This window comes from Bacillus sp. FDAARGOS_235 (assembly GCF_002073415.2).
Lineage (GTDB): Bacteria > Bacillota > Bacilli > Bacillales > Bacillaceae_G > Bacillus_A > Bacillus_A toyonensis.
The window spans coordinates 2,920,001-2,937,013 of the sequence record NZ_CP020437.2; the positions used below are offsets into that span (position 1 = coordinate 2,920,001).

The following is a 17,013-nucleotide window of genomic DNA, read 5'->3' on the forward strand; positions in this document are numbered from 1 at the left end:
TGAACTACGAATTAACGTAATAACTTCATCAAGATGATCTAAAGCAATTCGTAATCCTTCTAAAATATGAGCACGTGCCTCTGCTTTTTCTAATTCATAAGCAGTACGTCTACGGATTACTACCTTCTGGTGCTCCAAATAATGATATAAGTTTTGTTTTAAATTTAGTACTTGAGGCTCTCCATTTACAAGAGATAACATATTAATACCAAAACTTGTTTGAAGCGCTGTATGTTTATATAAATTATTTAATAGTACATTAGCATTAGCATCACGACGTACTTCCATAACGATACGCATACCATTACGATCTGATTCATCACGTAAATCTGTAATACCTTCAATTTTCTTATCGCGAACTAATTCTGCGATTTTTTCAATTAATCGTGCCTTATTAACTTGATAAGGTAGTTCCGTTACGATAATAGATTGTTTACCGTTTGACTTCTCTTCAATTTCAACCTTAGCACGAAGCATAATAGAACCGCGACCTGTTTCGTAAGCTCTTCGAATTCCACTTCGCCCTAAAATTAAACCTGCCGTCGGAAAGTCTGGCCCAGGAATATATTCCATCAATTCCGCGATAGTAATATCAGGGTTATGACTTAATGCCAGCACACCATCAATTACTTCGCCAAGCTGATGCGGCGGGATATTTGTTGCCATACCAACAGCAATACCTGTCGTACCGTTTACTAATAAATTAGGGAAACGCGCTGGTAATACAATCGGCTCTCTTTCCGAACCATCGTAGTTATCTTGATAATCAATTGTATTTTTTGAAATATCACGTATTAATTCCATAGAAATCTTAGACATTCTTGCCTCTGTATAACGCATTGCCGCTGCTGAATCTCCATCTACAGAACCGAAGTTACCATGCCCATCAACAAGCATATAACGTTGACTGAAATCTTGCGCCATACGTACCATCGTTTCATAAACAGCTGAATCACCGTGGGGGTGATACTTACCAATTACTTCACCAACAATACGTGCTGATTTCTTATACGCTTTATCAGCTGTAATTCCTAAATCATTCATCGCATATAAAACCCTACGATGCACAGGTTTTAATCCATCACGAACATCTGGTAATGCACGAGATACGATAACACTCATTGCGTAATCTAAAAATGAGGTACGCATTTCATGACTAATATTAATTTCTCGAATTCGTGCTTGTTGTTGATTGTCTGACATCAACGAGCACCTCCTCTTACATTTCCGTTACACATACATTGATTTATATGTAGAAGACAGGAATACTTAGATTCCTGTCATTACTCATTTAAATATCAAGGTTTTTCACGTATTTTGCATTCTCTTGGATAAAGTTACGACGTGGTTCCACTTTATCACCCATTAAAATTTCAAACGTTTCGTCTGCTTCTATTGCATCTTGAAGAGAAACTTGAAGTAACGAACGTACTTCTGGATCCATTGTCGTCTCCCATAGCTGAGTTGGATTCATTTCTCCAAGACCTTTATAACGTTGAATTCCTGGTTTCGGCTGGGCTGGTAGCTCAGCTAATATCTTTTCAAGTTCTTTATCGTTATAAGCATATTGAATTTTTTTACCTTGTTGTACTTTAAACAAAGGTGGCTGCGCAATATATATATAGCCACACTCAATGATTTGACGCATATAACGATAGAAGAACGTTAATAATAGGGTACGAATATGCGCACCATCAACATCGGCATCGGTCATAATAATAACTTTATGATAGCGTGCTTTTTCAATATCGAAGTCTCCACCGATATTTGTACCGATCGCCGTAATAATTGTACGAACTTCATCATTTGATAAAATTTTATCTAAGCGTGCTTTTTCAACATTAATAATTTTACCTTTCAGCGGTAAAATCGCTTGGAAATGACGATCGCGTCCTTGTTTTGCAGATCCACCCGCAGAGTCACCCTCTACGATATAAATTTCACTAATTGCGGGATCTTTAGAAGAACAGTCTGCCAATTTCCCTGGTAAACTTGAAACTTCTAAAGCACTCTTTCGGCGAGTTAGCTCACGAGCCTTTTTAGCTGCTACACGCGCACGCGCTGCCATCGTTCCTTTATCTACAACTTTACGTGCAACATTGGGATTTTCCAGTAAGAACTTTTCAAAAGCCTCTGAGAATACTGACTCCGTAATCGTTCTCGCTTCACTATTTCCAAGTTTCGTCTTCGTTTGCCCTTCGAATTGTGGATTTGGATGTTTAATTGACACGATTGCTGTTAAACCTTCACGAACATCTTCACCAGTTAAATTACTATCCGCATCTTTTAAAATGTTATTTTTACGGCCATAATCGTTAATCACACGTGTTAGGGCAGTTTTAAATCCTACCTCATGTGTACCACCTTCATACGTATGAATATTATTTGTAAATGAGTAAATATGATTTGTATATCCTTCGTTATATTGAAGCGCAACTTCAACTTGAATACCATCTTTTGAACCCTCTACATATACAGGCTCTTCATGAATTGGTTGTTTTGAACGATTTAAATGTTCAACATATGACTTAATTCCACCTTCATAGTGGAACTCTTTCTTTTGTTTATGTTCACGTTTATCTTCAATTGTTAATTTAATATTACGATTTAAAAACGCCAACTCACGCATACGAGTCGCTAGCGTATCAAATTCATATTCTGTCGTCTCTTTAAAAATTTCTGGATCCGGTTTAAAGCGAGTTATTGTTCCAGTTTTATCTGTATCACCGATGACTTTTAAATCTGCAACCGGAATACCTCTTTCGTATTTTTGGTAATGAATTTTACCGTCACGATGTACAAATACTTCTAGTTCTGTTGACAAGGCATTTACAACAGATGCACCAACACCATGCAAACCACCAGAAACCTTATAACCGCCACCGCCAAATTTACCACCAGCGTGGAGGACAGTCATAATAACCTCAACTGCAGGACGTCCCATTTTTTCTTGTATACCAACTGGGATACCACGGCCATTATCCGTTACAAGAATACTATTATCTTCTTCAATACTAACGTTAATTTCATCGCAATATCCTGCTAATGCTTCATCGATACTATTATCAACAATTTCCCATACAAGGTGGTGAAGTCCTTTCCCACTCGTAGATCCAATATACATACCTGGACGTTTCCGAACTGCCTCTAGTCCTTCAAGTACCTGTATCTGACTTTCATCATATGCATTTTCTTGCATTTGTTTTTGTTCCATTGACACAAAGATCACCTACTTTTCCATTTAAACAGGGGTTTATGCCCTATCTATTTCACAATCTACCGTGCCGTTCGTTACATGAATTGTTTTCGCATCTTTCAATGTTTCGTGTTCAATTCCGTCGACACTCGTCGTTGTAACAAATGTTTGCACCTTTCCTTGAATTGTATTTAACAGATGTGATTGACGATAATCGTCTAATTCTGATAAAACATCATCCAGCAAAAGGATTGGATATTCTTTAACCTCTGAATAAATCAATTCAATTTCAGCTAATTTTAGGGATAGTGCAGTCGTTCGTTGTTGTCCTTGCGAACCAAAGACTTGAACATTTTTACTATTAACGAAGAATTGTAAATCATCACGATGAGGACCAATTAAAGTCGTACCACGGAAAATTTCACGTTGTTTCACAGATTGAAAACTTTCATAGTATACTTCTTTTATTTTCGACAAATCCATTGATTCTGATACATCTACACTTGGTTTATAAATAATTTCTAATTCTTCTAATCCACGGCTTATACCACGATGAATTGGGGCTGCCCATTCTTGCAGTAAATGTAAAAAATCAAAACGCTTTTGCAATATTTTTGCACCGTGTTCAATCAGTTGCAGTGTAAATACATCCAACATCGTTTCCTCATTTTTACTATTCCCTTGCATTTTTTTTAGCAAGTGGTTTCGTTGCGTGAGCACTTTTTGATATTGACTTAATTCATACAAATAAACAGGAGCTATTTGTCCTAATTCCATATCTAAAAAGCGTCTTCTTACTTGAGGGCTTCCTTTTACAAGATTTAAATCTTCTGGGGCAAACATGACAACATTCATTTCGCCAATATATTGACTCAACTTTTGTTGTTCAAGTTGATTTAATTTTGCCTTTTTACCTTTTTTCGAAATATTTAATTCTAAAGACAAAGAACTATTTCTCTTTTGTAATTTCCCTTTAATTTGACCGAAATCTTCATCCCAACGGATAAGCTCGCGGTCATTGGAGGTTCTATGAGATTTCGCCATCGCTAACACATAAATAGCTTCCATCAAATTTGTTTTCCCTTGCGCATTTTCGCCGATAATTACATTCACTTTATCTTCAAAGGAAAGCTCTAATTTTTCATAATTGCGATAGTTTTTTAATTGTATTTCTGAAATAAACAAAGGGCTCCCCCTTTATGCCTGAACTTGGAAAGTTCCGCTACCCGGAATTTCAATAATATCGTTCGCATATAACTTGCGACCTCTTCTGTTTTCAAGTTCTTGATTCACGTACACTTCATATTCTTGTAAAAACCATTTTACAGCGCCACCTGTATCGATTACATCAGCTAACTTTAAAAATTGTCCTAGTGTAATATACTCTGTTGAAATTTTAATACGTTTCATAAAATCGCTCACTTTCTCAAAGTGTTCATTCTTTCATTGTACTAAATAAACTAGCATTAGGAAAGTAATACCCCAAAATCAAATAAGGGCTACTAGCATCTTTAAACTAGCAACCCTTATTTTCTATCTAGTAAGTACGAACTGGTAAAATTAATTGAGTAATTGAATCATCATTTACTGTACGAATTAAGAATGGTCTCATTGCCCCAGTAAAGCTAATCTTAATCTCTGTACTATCTAAAGCTTTTAATGCATCCATCATATATTTTGCACTAAAAGATATTTTTAATTCTTCTCCATCTACGTTTTCACATTGAACTTCTTCCACTACTTTTCCGATTTCCGGAGAATTAGAAGAGATTTCCAACATTTTTTGTTCTAACGTTGATAATTTTACAACATTATTGCGGCCGTCCCTTGCTAATAGTGAAGCACGATCAATAGCCTGTAGAAATTCTTTTGTATTCACAAAAATATCCGTCTTACTCTCTGCTGGAATTAGACGTGTTGTATCAGGATAATTTCCTTCTAACAATCTTGAGAAGAATAATAAATGTTTTGTACGGAATAATACTTGATACTCCGTAATAACGATATCTACCATTTCTTCCGACTCATCTAGAATTTTACTTAATTCATTTAGGCTCTTACCTGGAATTACAACATTTGCTTGAAACGCATCTGCAATATTATATCCTTCGATTTTTGCTTTTCGAAGTGCTAGTCTGTGACTATCTGTTGCAATACAAATTAATTCGCTGTTATATACCTTCCAGTTTACACCTGTCAAGATCGGTCTTGTTTCCGAAGTAGAAACTGCAAATACAGTTTGTCTAATCATATGTTTAAGTAAGTCTGTTGGAATCTTAAAAACATGATGTTCTTCAATCTGTGGTAATAATGGATATTCAGCAGAATCTAAACCATTTAAGTTAAACTCTGATTTTCCAGATTTTATTTTTGTCATAAAATGATTTTCCACAGAAATTTCGACAGTGTCTTTCGGTAGTTTTTTTACGATCTCACTAAAATATTTTGCTTGTAAAACAATACTTCCTGATTGTCCTATTTCTACAATCTCTTTTCCGTCCTCTTCGACGGGAATAAAGGATTCAATAGAGATGTTTGCATCGCTTCCTGTTAATGTAACCCCTTCTTCAGTAGCGACAACTTTAATTCCTGTAAGAATTGGAATTGTTGTACGAGAAGAAACAGCCTTCATTACATCCTGTACACTTCTTACAAGATAGTCTTTTTGTATTGTAAAACGCATAAAGAAAAACCTCCGGTAAGTATAAGATTTTATTTAATTAATAAAGATAAAAAATAGTAGTAATAGTAATAGGGCTTGTGGATATGTGGATAACCCCGTTGAAAGATGTAAAAACAGTCTATCTACATGTGGATAGACTGTGCGTAAAACAAGGAGAGTTATTCACACTATTCAGCTACTACTTTAAAATATCATTAATTTCTTCGACTTGTTTTTGCAATTGCGTATCCGTTTTTAGTAGCTTAGAAATTTTTTCATGGGCATGGATAACGGTTGTATGGTCACGTCCACCAAATTCTTCACCTATTTTAGGTAAAGAGGAATCTGTAAGTTCGCGTGATAAATACATTGCAATTTGACGAGGAAACGCAACTGATTTTGTACGCTTTTTCGCTTTAAAATCTTCTAATTTTACTTGGTAAACGCCCCCGACAGCTTTTTGGATATCATAAATAGAAATAATTTTTGGTTTAGAATTTGGAATAATATCTTTAAGTGCTTCAGCTGCTAAATCAGCATTAATATCTTTGTTAATTAAAGATGAATAAGCTACAACTCGGATGAGCGCACCTTCTAATTCACGAATGTTTGAATCGATTTGATTTGCGATATACAGCATAACCTCGTTTGGTATATCAAGTCCTTCAGCTTTTGCTTTTTTACGTAAAATCGCAATTCGCGTCTCTAAATCTGGTGGCGTAATGTCCGTAATGAGTCCCCATTCAAAGCGAGAACGAAGGCGATCTTCTAAAGTTGGAATTTCTTTTGGTGGCCGATCACTTGAAATTACAATTTGTTTGCTTTCTTCGTGTAATGCATTAAATGTATGGAAAAACTCTTCTTGAGTTTGTTCTTTTCCAGCAAGAAATTGAATATCATCTATCAATAAAACATCTACATTGCGATATTTATTACGAAAATCGACTGCTTTATTATCACGAATAGAGTTAATGAATTCATTTGTAAATTTTTCGGATGATAAATATACAACTTTCGCGTTTGGATTGTGTTCAATTACATAATGACCGATCGCATGCATTAAATGCGTCTTTCCAAGCCCAACGCCCCCGTAAATAAAGAGAGGATTATATGCTTTAGCTGGAGCCTCAGCTACAGCTAATGAAGCAGCATGGGCAAAACGGTTACCAGAGCCAATAACAAATGTATCAAATGTATATTTTGGATTTAACATGCTCTGTGGTAAATGAGTAGAATCATCTTGTGCTCGATTTTTTTTTATAGGAGGAAGATCGATATCCTCTTCAGCTTGACTTTGGGGAATAATAAAGCGAATAGCCAATTTTGCCCCTGTTAAATCATAAAGTGTTTCCGAAATGAGTTCTGAGTAATGAGATTCTAGCCAATCACGAGCAAATTCATTTGGAGCTGTAATCGTTAATACGTCTTTCTTTAAGTTATGTGCTGTTGTTGACTTCAACCACGTTTCATAACTAGGTTTACTGACCTTTTTTTCAAGTTCTTTTAAGGCACTATTCCATAAATCAGAGATGTTTTCCAAAGGTGTCCCTCCTTTACTAAGATGGTAAAAGAATAAGGTTGCGCAACAAATGTACAACCCAATAAATAGTAAATGTATATTTATACGAAACGTCTTTTAAAACCTAAAAACGTCGTTTGTATATGAGATAGGGTTTTCGACAAAAAAAGCAAATGTGGACAACTATTTACCCACATGTGATTAAAACTGTCCACATGTTATACACAAATTGTGGATAAAATAAACATGTGGGAAACTTATTCAAAGTGAAAACACAACTATAATATCAAAAAAAAGTAGCTATAGCAATGAAATTAAGAAAGTTATCCACAAAATCAATACCTTGTGGAATAAACTTGTCCACAATACGATATACTGTGTAAAAGTAAGAAAAAAGTTTGTGGATATAAAAAACATAAAAAAACATTTATCCACAAGGAAATATAAGAACTGTGAAAAAGAATGTGAACAGGTTCAAAATGAATATTTGATGAAAATTTCGAGAACCATTGACATTTTCCTAGTTGATTAACTATAATTTATAAGACTGTCTTTAACAGATATTCCTCAGGGAGGTGTCATATAATGAAAAGAACTTACCAACCAAATAAACGTAAGCGCAGCAAAGTACATGGTTTCCGCAGCCGTATGAGCACAGCGAACGGACGTAAAGTGCTAGCAGCTCGTCGTCGTAAAGGAAGAAAAGTATTATCTGCGTAGACCACTGATCGTTCAGTGGTCTTTTTTTCTAATAATAGTGAATTTCCGCTGATGAAATACAGGAGTGTCAATTGATATGAAGAAAAAAAATCGTATAAAGAAGAATGATGAATTCCAGGAGGTTTTTCAAAAAGGAAAATCAAATGCGAACCGTCAGTTTGTTGTATACCAACTAAATAAAGAAGAACAGCCAAATTTTCGCATCGGTCTTTCTGTTAGCAAGAAGATAGGAAACGCAGTAGTTCGTAATCGAATTAAGCGTATGATCCGTCAGTCCATTACAGAATTGAAAGATGAGATAGATTCTGGAAAAGATTTTGTTATAATAGCAAGGAAGCCTTGTGCAGAGATGACATATGAAGAAGTAAAGAAAAGCTTAATTCATGTCTTTAAACGCTCTGGTATGAAAAAAATAAAAAAGTAGCGTAAGGAAATGAATTACACTATATACATACCGATACAAGGAGGAGTAGGCTTTGAAAAAGAAATTAGGTTTACTAGCCATGGTTGTTGCGTTAATGGCAATTACTGCTGGCTGTAGTGAAGTAAATCAGCCAATTACACCGAAAAGCACTGGGATTTGGAATGAATATTTTGTATATCCACTATCTCAGTTAATTACGTATTTTGCTGAATTATTCGGTAAGAATTATGGTTTAGCAATCGTCGTTACAACTCTTATCATTCGTTTTGCATTATTACCACTAATGATCAAACAAACGAAGAGTACGAAAGCAATGCAAGCATTACAACCAGAAATGGTGAAGTTAAAAGAAAAACATAGCTCTAAAGATCAAGCAACACAGCAAAAATTACAACAAGAAATGATGCAGTTATATCAAAAAAATGGTATAAATCCATTAGCCGGTTGTTTACCAATATTTGTTCAGATGCCTATTTTATTCGCATTTTATCATGCGATTATGAGAACATCAGAAATTAGTAAACATACATTTTTATGGTTTGATTTAGGACAGGCAGACCCTTACTATATCTTACCGGTTGTTGCAGCGATTACGACATTTATTCAGCAAAAGCTTGCAATGGCAGGAACTGCTGGTCAAAATCCACAAATGGCAATGATGATTTGGCTTATGCCGATTATGATTTTAATCTTTGCAATTAACTTCCCAGCGGCATTATCACTTTACTGGGTTGTTGGTAATATCTTTGGTATCGCTCAAATGTACTTTATCAAAGGGCCAGAAATTAAGGCTAGTAAGGCTGGAGGAGCAGGTAAGTGAGTGTAATTACTGCTAAAGGACAAACAGTCGAGCTGGCAGTAGAAGATGCTTTAAGGCAATTAAACACTTCAAAAGATCAAGTTGATATAAATATTATCGATGAGGGTAAAAGGGGATTCCTAGGCTTATTTGGGAATCGTCCTGCAGTAGTAGAAGTTGTATTGAAGAAAGATCCCATTCAAGAATGTGAAGAGTATTTAAAAAATGTTATTCGCAACATGGGTGTGGAAGTCGAGATTAGTAAAATTGTAAAGGGACGCGAAGTTGAATTTACAATTTCTGGTGATAATGTAGGTGTTTTAATTGGAAAAAGAGGTAATACGTTGAACTCTTTACAGTATTTGACAAAACTTGTCGCGAATCGCCATACGAAACAGTATATTGGTATCACACTAGATGCTGAAAATTATCGTAGTAAAAGAAAAAGTACGTTAGAATCGCTTTCTTATCGATTAGCAAAACAAGTGTCTAAAACGAAAAAAAGAGTTGTTTTAGAGCCGATGCCATCTTTTGAACGAAAAATTATCCATCAAGCATTATCTAATCATCAAGATATCAATACAACTTCTGAAGGAAATGAACCACATCGGCATGTTGTAATATCTTCCAAATGACCGGTTACTCAAATGAGTGCCGGTTTTTTTGAGGGGAAAACAGATGTGGATAACTAAAAACACTAAACTTATCCACTGTGAATAAGTTTAGTGTTTTTTACATGAGGACATAATAAAATGAGTTATTATTCTTTTGTAGATAGGTTCGTTATGGTATTCTAATAATTTAGTGAAGAAAATAATCGTGTTGAAATAGAGATAAATAAGCAAGTGAGGTGAAAGGACATGGAATTTGATACAATTGCTGCGATTTCCACAGCGCTTGGAGAGGGCGCAATTGCCATTGTTCGAGTAAGTGGGGATGATGCGGTTGAAAAAGTTAATCGTATTTTTAAAGGGAAGGACTTAACAGAGGTTCCTTCTCACACAATTCATTATGGTCATATTGTTGATTTAGATACAAATCAAGTTATTGAAGAAGTTATGGTGTCTATTATGCGTGCACCAAGAACTTTTACACGCGAAAATATAGTAGAAATTAACTGCCACGGTGGACTTGTTTCGGTAAATAAAGTATTGCAGCTTATTTTAGCGCAAGGAGTACGATTAGCAGAGCCTGGTGAATTTACAAAACGTGCTTTTTTAAATGGTCGTATTGATTTATCACAAGCAGAAGCTGTCATGGACTTAATCCGTGCAAAAACAGATCGTGCAATGAACGTAGCGATTAATCAAATGGAGGGGCGATTATCTAAATTAATTGGCCGCCTGCGTCAGGACATATTAGAAACGCTAGCTCATGTTGAGGTAAACATAGATTACCCAGAATATGATGATGTGGAAGAGATGACACATAATATTTTAATTGAGAAAGCGACACATGTTCGTGCTGAAATTGCAAAAATATTAGAAACATCGAAGCAAGGGAAGATTTTACGTGAAGGTATTGCTACTGCAATCATCGGTAGACCTAACGTTGGGAAGTCATCGCTATTAAATAGTCTCGTTCAAGAGAAAAAGGCAATTGTAACTGATATTGCAGGAACAACTCGTGATGTTATTGAAGAGTACGTTAATGTGCGTGGTGTACCACTTAAACTTATAGACACAGCCGGGATTCGTGAAACGGAAGATGTTGTTGAACGAATTGGGGTAGAACGTTCAAAAGAAATGATGAGCCAAGCAGATTTAGTGTTAATTGTCGTAAATTATAGTGAGGCTTTAACAAATGAAGATGAAGATTTATTCCGTGCGGTACAAGGAAAAGATTTCATTGTTATTGTGAATAAGACGGATTTACCGCAAGGAATTGATATGGAACGTGTTGCAGAATTGGCTGCGGGAAATCGTGTTATTACAACATCCTTAATCGAGGAGCAAGGAATAGATGAGCTTGAACAGGCGATAGCTGAGCTATTCTTTGAAGGAACAATTGATTCTGCAGATATGACATATGTTTCTAACGCAAGGCATATCGGACTATTAACACAAGCAGAAAAGACAATTGGAGATGCAATTGAGGCAATAGAAAATGGTGTTCCGATTGATATGGTACAAATTGATTTAACGAGAACGTGGGAAATACTTGGTGAAATTACTGGTGATACTGTCCATGAAAGCTTAATTGACCAGTTGTTCTCTCAATTTTGTTTAGGAAAATAATATGGCGATGTTTCAGAAAGATAGAGATTATTAGGAGGAATAAATAATGGGATACAATGCCGGTTCATACGATGTTATAGTAATCGGTGCAGGTCATGCAGGATGTGAAGCTGGTCTTGCGGCAGCACGAATGGGCTCCAAAACATTAATGTTAACAATTAATTTAGATATGGTAGCGTTTATGCCATGTAACCCTTCTGTTGGTGGACCAGCAAAAGGGATTGTTGTTCGTGAAATTGATGCATTAGGCGGAGAAATGGGACGCAATATTGATAAAACGCATATTCAAATGCGTATGTTAAATACAGGTAAAGGACCAGCTGTACGTGCACTTCGAGCACAAGCAGATAAGTTCTCTTACCAACATGAATTAAAGAAAACAATTGAAGAAACACCAAATTTAACTTTGTTCCAAGGAATGGTAGAGCGTTTAATCGTTGAAGATGGCGTATGTAAAGGGGTAATTACGCAAGCGGGTGCTGAATATACAGCAAAAACAGTCGTAATTACAACTGGAACATTTTTACGTGGTGAGATTATTATGGGTGATTTAAAATATTCGAGCGGTCCAAATAATCAGCAACCATCTATTACATTATCTGAGCATTTAGAGGAGCTTGGATTTGATCTTGTTAGATTTAAAACAGGTACACCTCCTCGTGTAAACAGCAATACAATTGACTACAGTAAAACAGAAATTCAACCGGGTGATGATAAACCACGTGCGTTCTCTTTTGAAACGACGAAATTTATTATGGATCAAATTCCATGTTGGTTGACATATACAAGTACGGAAACACATCGTTTAATAGATGAAAATTTACATCGTTCAGCTATGTATTCTGGTATGATTAAAGGAACAGGACCTAGATACTGTCCTTCTATTGAAGATAAAGTAGTAAGATTTAATGATAAACCACGTCATCAAATTTTCTTAGAGCCAGAGGGACGCAATACGCAAGAAGTATACGTACAAGGTCTATCTACAAGCTTACCAGAAGATGTACAGCGTGACATGCTTAGAACAATCCCGGGGCTGGAAAATGTCGAAATGATGCGTACAGGTTATGCAATTGAGTATGATGCAATTGTGCCAACGCAATTATGGCCAACACTTGAAACGAAAAACATTAAAAATTTATATACAGCAGGACAAATTAACGGAACTTCTGGTTACGAAGAAGCGGCAGGACAAGGGCTTATGGCTGGAATTAATGCGGCATGTCGATCTTTAGGTAAAAAAGAAGTTATTTTAGGGCGCGAGGATGCTTATATTGGTGTCTTAATTGATGATCTTGTAACGAAAGGTACAAATGAACCATATCGTTTATTAACATCTCGTGCAGAGTACCGTCTATTATTACGCCACGATAATGCGGATCTTCGTTTAACTGAAGTTGGTCGTGAAATCGGATTAATTAAAGAAGAGCGCTATGAGCGATTTACAAATAAAAAGTTACAAATTGAACAGGAAAAGGAACGTTTAGGTAGCATTATTATTAAACCACGTCCTGAAGTTCAAGAATTAATTCGTAGCATTGGTGGAAGTGAATTGAAAGACGGAATACGTGCAAGTGACTTATTACGTCGTCCAGAGATGACATATGAGCATATTCATCTTTTAGTACCAAGCGAAGTAGAATTAAGTGATGAAGTTACGGAACAAGTTGAAATTCAGACTAAGTACGAAGGATATATTGAAAAATCATTACAGCAAGTAGAGCGTATGAAGAAAATGGAAAATAAAAAAATCCCTGTGGATATTGATTATGATGCAATTTCTAGCCTTGCTTCAGAAGCTAGACAGAAATTGAAAGATGTTCGTCCACTTTCAATGGGGCAGGCTTCACGTATTTCCGGCGTAAATCCAGCAGATATTTCCATTTTACTTGTGTATATTGAACAAGGAAAAATTGCGCGCGTATCGAACCAATAAATAGTAAGGAGCTATCGCTAGATGAACATAGAACAATTTCAATCTATGCTAGAAGAGAAGGGTATTACCCTCTCTTCTAGGCAGTTAGAGCAGTTCAAAATCTACTTTGAAACATTAGTAGAGTGGAATGAAAAAATGAACTTAACGGCTATTACGGAAAAAGAAGAAGTATACTTAAAACACTTTTTTGATTCTATTACAGCTGCTTTTTATTATGATTTTTCAAAACCATTCTCAATTTGTGATGTTGGTGCAGGGGCTGGATTCCCAAGTATTCCTTTAAAAATCTGTTTCCCGCACTTAAAAGTAACAATTGTAGACTCATTGCAAAAACGTATTAATTTCTTAAATCATTTAGCACAAAAGCTAGAATTAAGTGACGTTGCATTTTGTCACGATCGTGCTGAAACATTTGGGAAAAAAGAAGGTGTACGTGAATCGTACGATATTGTAATGGCACGTGCAGTTGCGCGTCTTTCTGTATTAAGTGAGCTATGTTTACCACTTGTAAAAGTCGGAGGAACATTCATTGCGATGAAGGGTGCAGCAGCAAACGAAGAAATTGAAAATGGCAAGTATGCTTTAGAGGTGCTTGGCGGAGAGTTAAAAGAGATGTCTACGTTCCAATTACCGTTTGAAGAAAGTGAACGTAATATTTTATTAATCGAGAAAAAGCGCAAGACACCAAAGAAATATCCACGCAAACCGGGAACACCCAATAAATTACCTATTGAAAAATAAATCTTATTAGACGTAAGATTAAATTATATAAATGAAAACGTAAATGTTTCATAGGAAACATTTTATGTAGAATAGTCAATAGGCCTAAAAGGTGGTGGAATATGTATGAAAAATACGTTTTCTCGTTTATTTGGCTTTGGAGATAAAGAGAGCGAATTCGAATTACAAGACGAAAGCCATGAAGAAATAGATAAAAAGGTATATGAAGAAATACAAGAAATTCCGATCGTAAATATTACTCCTAATCGTTATCAACCACGAACGGTTTTTGACGATGCACGTATCGACGAGTTGGCATTAACGATTCGTACACACGGGCTCATTCAGCCGATTGTTGTGAGGCAGTATGAGGATGATAAGTACGAGATTATTGCTGGAGAAAGACGTTTTCGCGCAGCAACGAAGTTAGGCTGGGAAAAGGTCCCTGCGATCATAAAGAACTTAAATGATACAGAGACGGCTTCTGTAGCGTTAATTGAAAATTTGCAACGTGAGGAATTAACAGCAATCGAGGAAGCTGTGGCATATCAAAAGCTGATTGAGTTACATAATTTAACGCAAGAAGCATTGGCACAACGACTTGGAAAAGGACAATCTACAATCGCAAATAAGTTGCGATTGTTAAAGTTGCCTGAAGAAATAAAAAGTGCATTGTTAGAAAAAAGTATTACAGAACGTCATGCTCGTGCTCTCATTCCTTTAAAAAATGAGGAATTACAACTGAAAGTTTTACAAGAAATTGTGGAAAAACAACTCAATGTAAAACAAACAGAGGAACGAATCGCGAAATTACTAGAAGAAGTAAAACCGAAGCGCAAGGCGAAGCAAAAAGCAGTAAGCCGAGACGCGAGAATTGCTATGAATACAATTAGGCAATCATTACAAATGGTGGCTGACAGTGGTTTAAATGTTAATTCTGAGGAAGAAGAATTTGATGAGTACTATCAAATTACGATTAAAGTTCCGAAGAAAAAATAATAATGATGTGTTAGAGACCTTATCCTACTGGAGAGGTCTCTTTTGCTATATTTTCTTGTTAATGAAGAAGGAGTTTAGAAATAAATTTTGAAGTTTAATAAGGACGGAAAAGAAAAACTTTTATTTCATGTTACAATAAACGTAATTGTTACTAGAATAAGATAGAAAGGTTGAAAGTAGGTGACATCATGGGAAAAATCATTGCTATTGCTAATCAAAAAGGCGGTGTTGGAAAAACAACAACATCTGTTAATTTAGGGGCTGGATTGGCGCAAGTAGGTAAGAAAGTCCTTCTCGTAGATATTGATGCTCAAGGAAATGCAACGACTGGTGTGGGAATTGAAAAGTCAGAATTAGACCAATGTATTTACAATGTTCTTGTGGAAGATGCAGATGTTCAGGGAGTTATACGGAAAACCGCAACTGAAAACTTAGATGTTCTACCCGCTACAATTCAATTGGCTGGTGCTGAAATTGAATTGGTACCGACTATTTCCCGGGAAGTACGTTTGCAAAGGGCATTACAGCCAGTTCGTGATGAATATGATTACATTATTATCGACTGTCCCCCGTCTTTAGGGTTATTAACGATTAATGCATTAACAGCAGCAGATTCTGTTATTATTCCTGTTCAGTGTGAATATTACGCACTCGAAGGATTAAGTCAGCTATTAAATACAGTTCGACTTGTACAAAAACATTTAAATAAAGATCTAGCAATTCAAGGTGTATTGTTAACAATGCTAGATGCCCGTACAAATTTAGGGATTCAAGTTATAGATGAAGTGAAGAAATACTTTAGGGATAAAGTATACCGTTCCATTATTCCACGTAATGTTCGCTTAAGTGAGGCACCAAGTCATGGGAAACCGATTATGCAGTATGACGCTAAATCAAGAGGGGCAGAAGTATATATAGATTTAGCAGAGGAAGTGATTGCAGGTGGCTAAAGGTTTAGGAAGAGGGATTAATGTGTTTTTTCCTGATTTAGATGTGAAAGAAGAAGAAACGATTCAGGAGATTATCGTAACTGAATTAAGGCCGAATCCATACCAACCGCGTAAGCACTTTAATAAAGCTGCGATTGAGGAATTAGCGGCTTCTATTAAAGAACACGGCATATTACAACCGTTAATTGCTAGAAAGAGTATTAAAGGATATGAAATTGTTGCAGGTGAAAGAAGATATCGTGCTGCCAAAGAGGCTGGACTTGAAAAGGTACCTGCCGTTGTAAGGCAATTAAACGAGCAGCAAATGATGGAATTTGCTTTGTTAGAAAACTTACAACGAGAAGATTTAAATCCGATGGAAGAGGCAATGGCATACCAGATGTTAATGAATGAGCTAAATGTAACGCAAGAACAATTAGCGAAACGTCTTGGTAAAAGTAGACCTTACATTGCAAACTATACTCGGTTATTAAGCCTCCCTTCTTTCGTACAAGATATGATTGCAAATGGTCAACTTTCAATGGCTCATGGGAGAACTTTACTTACAATCAAAGATGAAGAACAATTGAAGTCCTTATTGAAACGCATTGAAAAAGAAGGATTAAATGTTCGTCAATTAGAGAAAATCGTCCAAGAGATTAATCAACACGTTTCACGTGAAACAAAACAAGTGAAAAAAGAGCGAAATATATTTTTCGTAGAACGTGAAACGTTCTTAAGAGAAAAGTTTGGCACAGATGTGAAAATTAAAGAGACGAAAAAAGAAAAAGGTAAAATCGAAATTGAATTTTTTAATAAAGAAGATTTAAATCGTATTTTAGAATTATTATCACATAAAAATTAAAAAGCAA

Annotated in this window: 16 protein-coding genes (1 of these 16 running past the window's edge); 10 read left to right on the forward strand and 6 right to left on the reverse strand. The window is 35.8% G+C overall.

What is annotated here, in order from left to right:
- The 6 genes from gyrA to dnaA form a co-directional block, all read right to left on the reverse strand.
- Positions 1-1,203, reverse strand: partial view of a DNA gyrase subunit A gene (gene gyrA / locus A6J74_RS16990; RefSeq protein WP_001282862.1) — the start only. Its footprint begins 1,269 nt before the window's first position; only the first 1,203 of its 2,472 coding nucleotides appear in the window; its start codon is at positions 1,201-1,203; the stop codon falls past the left edge of the window.
- An 88-nt stretch (positions 1,204-1,291) separates the two neighbouring features.
- Positions 1,292-3,214 (reverse strand): DNA topoisomerase (ATP-hydrolyzing) subunit B, encoded by a 1,923-nt coding sequence (gene gyrB, locus A6J74_RS16995; protein WP_000435980.1) that lies wholly within the window; start codon positions 3,212-3,214, stop codon positions 1,292-1,294.
- 39 nt (positions 3,215-3,253) lie between these two features.
- Entirely contained in the window at positions 3,254-4,381 is a 1,128-nt protein-coding gene (gene recF / locus A6J74_RS17000; RefSeq protein ID WP_000470741.1) for a DNA replication/repair protein RecF, read from the reverse strand.
- 12 nt (positions 4,382-4,393) lie between these two features.
- Positions 4,394-4,606 carry a S4 domain-containing protein YaaA gene (yaaA, locus tag A6J74_RS17005; protein WP_000821369.1) on the reverse strand — a complete coding sequence of 71 codons (213 nt, stop codon included), beginning with the start codon at positions 4,604-4,606 and terminating at the stop codon, positions 4,394-4,396.
- A gap of 127 nt (positions 4,607-4,733) precedes the next feature.
- Entirely contained in the window at positions 4,734-5,879 is a 1,146-nt protein-coding gene (gene dnaN / locus A6J74_RS17010) for a DNA polymerase III subunit beta (protein ID WP_001212897.1), read from the reverse strand.
- A 178-nt stretch (positions 5,880-6,057) separates the two neighbouring features.
- Positions 6,058-7,398: a chromosomal replication initiator protein DnaA gene (dnaA, locus tag A6J74_RS17015; RefSeq protein WP_000428014.1), complete on the reverse strand. Its 1,341-nt coding sequence runs from the start codon at positions 7,396-7,398 to the stop codon at positions 6,058-6,060.
- Positions 7,399-7,962: 564 nt separating this feature from the next.
- On the opposite strand from dnaA, the gene rpmH reads away from it, so the two are divergent.
- The 10 genes from rpmH to spo0J all read left to right on the forward strand — a co-directional run bounded on the left by rpmH (position 7,963) and on the right by spo0J (position 17,006).
- Positions 7,963-8,097: a 50S ribosomal protein L34 gene (rpmH, locus tag A6J74_RS17020; RefSeq protein WP_000831901.1), complete on the forward strand. Its 135-nt coding sequence runs from the start codon at positions 7,963-7,965 to the stop codon at positions 8,095-8,097.
- 76 nt (positions 8,098-8,173) lie between these two features.
- Complete coding sequence (gene rnpA / locus A6J74_RS17025) at positions 8,174-8,521, forward strand: ribonuclease P protein component (protein ID WP_000728890.1); 348 nt, start codon at positions 8,174-8,176, stop codon at positions 8,519-8,521.
- 52 nt (positions 8,522-8,573) lie between these two features.
- Positions 8,574-9,341 carry a YidC family membrane integrase SpoIIIJ gene (spoIIIJ, locus tag A6J74_RS17030; protein ID WP_000727742.1) on the forward strand — a complete coding sequence of 256 codons (768 nt, stop codon included), beginning with the start codon at positions 8,574-8,576 and terminating at the stop codon, positions 9,339-9,341.
- Positions 9,338-9,955: an RNA-binding cell elongation regulator Jag/EloR gene (gene jag / locus A6J74_RS17035; RefSeq protein WP_000111507.1), complete on the forward strand. Its 618-nt coding sequence runs from the start codon at positions 9,338-9,340 to the stop codon at positions 9,953-9,955. Before spoIIIJ ends, jag begins: the two co-directional genes overlap by 4 nt.
- 225 nt (positions 9,956-10,180) lie before the next feature.
- A complete protein-coding gene (gene mnmE, locus A6J74_RS17040; protein WP_000393771.1) occupies positions 10,181-11,557 on the forward strand; it encodes a tRNA uridine-5-carboxymethylaminomethyl(34) synthesis GTPase MnmE in 1,377 nt (458 codons plus the stop codon).
- A gap of 46 nt (positions 11,558-11,603) precedes the next feature.
- Positions 11,604-13,493, forward strand: a complete 1,890-nt coding sequence (gene mnmG / locus A6J74_RS17045; protein ID WP_000541048.1) for a tRNA uridine-5-carboxymethylaminomethyl(34) synthesis enzyme MnmG — start codon at positions 11,604-11,606, stop codon at positions 13,491-13,493.
- A gap of 21 nt (positions 13,494-13,514) precedes the next feature.
- Positions 13,515-14,234: a 16S rRNA (guanine(527)-N(7))-methyltransferase RsmG gene (gene rsmG / locus A6J74_RS17050; protein ID WP_001019628.1), complete on the forward strand. Its 720-nt coding sequence runs from the start codon at positions 13,515-13,517 to the stop codon at positions 14,232-14,234.
- Positions 14,235-14,339: 105 nt separating this feature from the next.
- A complete protein-coding gene (gene noc / locus A6J74_RS17055; RefSeq protein ID WP_000799019.1) occupies positions 14,340-15,212 on the forward strand; it encodes a nucleoid occlusion protein in 873 nt (290 codons plus the stop codon).
- 188 nt (positions 15,213-15,400) lie between these two features.
- A complete protein-coding gene (gene soj, locus A6J74_RS17060) occupies positions 15,401-16,162 on the forward strand; it encodes a sporulation initiation inhibitor protein Soj (protein WP_000516116.1) in 762 nt (253 codons plus the stop codon).
- The gene (gene spo0J, locus A6J74_RS17065; protein ID WP_001051819.1) at positions 16,155-17,006 is read left to right on the forward strand and encodes a stage 0 sporulation protein Spo0J; all 852 of its coding nucleotides are present in this window, start codon (positions 16,155-16,157) and stop codon (positions 17,004-17,006) included. The genes soj and spo0J overlap by 8 nt, the downstream gene beginning before the upstream one ends.
- Positions 17,007-17,013: the final 7 nt, after the last annotated feature.

Coding starts and splice junctions, on each gene's coding strand:
- gyrB (WP_000435980.1), bottom strand. CDS start 3,214: ATGGAACAAAAACAAATGCAAGAAAATGCATATGATGAAAGTCAGATA.
- yaaA (WP_000821369.1), bottom strand. CDS start 4,606: ATGAAACGTATTAAAATTTCAACAGAGTATATTACACTAGGACAATTT.
- dnaN (WP_001212897.1), bottom strand. CDS start 5,879: ATGCGTTTTACAATACAAAAAGACTATCTTGTAAGAAGTGTACAGGAT.
- rpmH (WP_000831901.1), top strand. CDS start 7,963: ATGAAAAGAACTTACCAACCAAATAAACGTAAGCGCAGCAAAGTACAT.
- rnpA (WP_000728890.1), top strand. CDS start 8,174: ATGAAGAAAAAAAATCGTATAAAGAAGAATGATGAATTCCAGGAGGTT.
- mnmE (WP_000393771.1), top strand. CDS start 10,181: ATGGAATTTGATACAATTGCTGCGATTTCCACAGCGCTTGGAGAGGGC.
- mnmG (WP_000541048.1), top strand. CDS start 11,604: ATGGGATACAATGCCGGTTCATACGATGTTATAGTAATCGGTGCAGGT.
- rsmG (WP_001019628.1), top strand. CDS start 13,515: ATGAACATAGAACAATTTCAATCTATGCTAGAAGAGAAGGGTATTACC.
- noc (WP_000799019.1), top strand. CDS start 14,340: ATGAAAAATACGTTTTCTCGTTTATTTGGCTTTGGAGATAAAGAGAGC.
- soj (WP_000516116.1), top strand. CDS start 15,401: ATGGGAAAAATCATTGCTATTGCTAATCAAAAAGGCGGTGTTGGAAAA.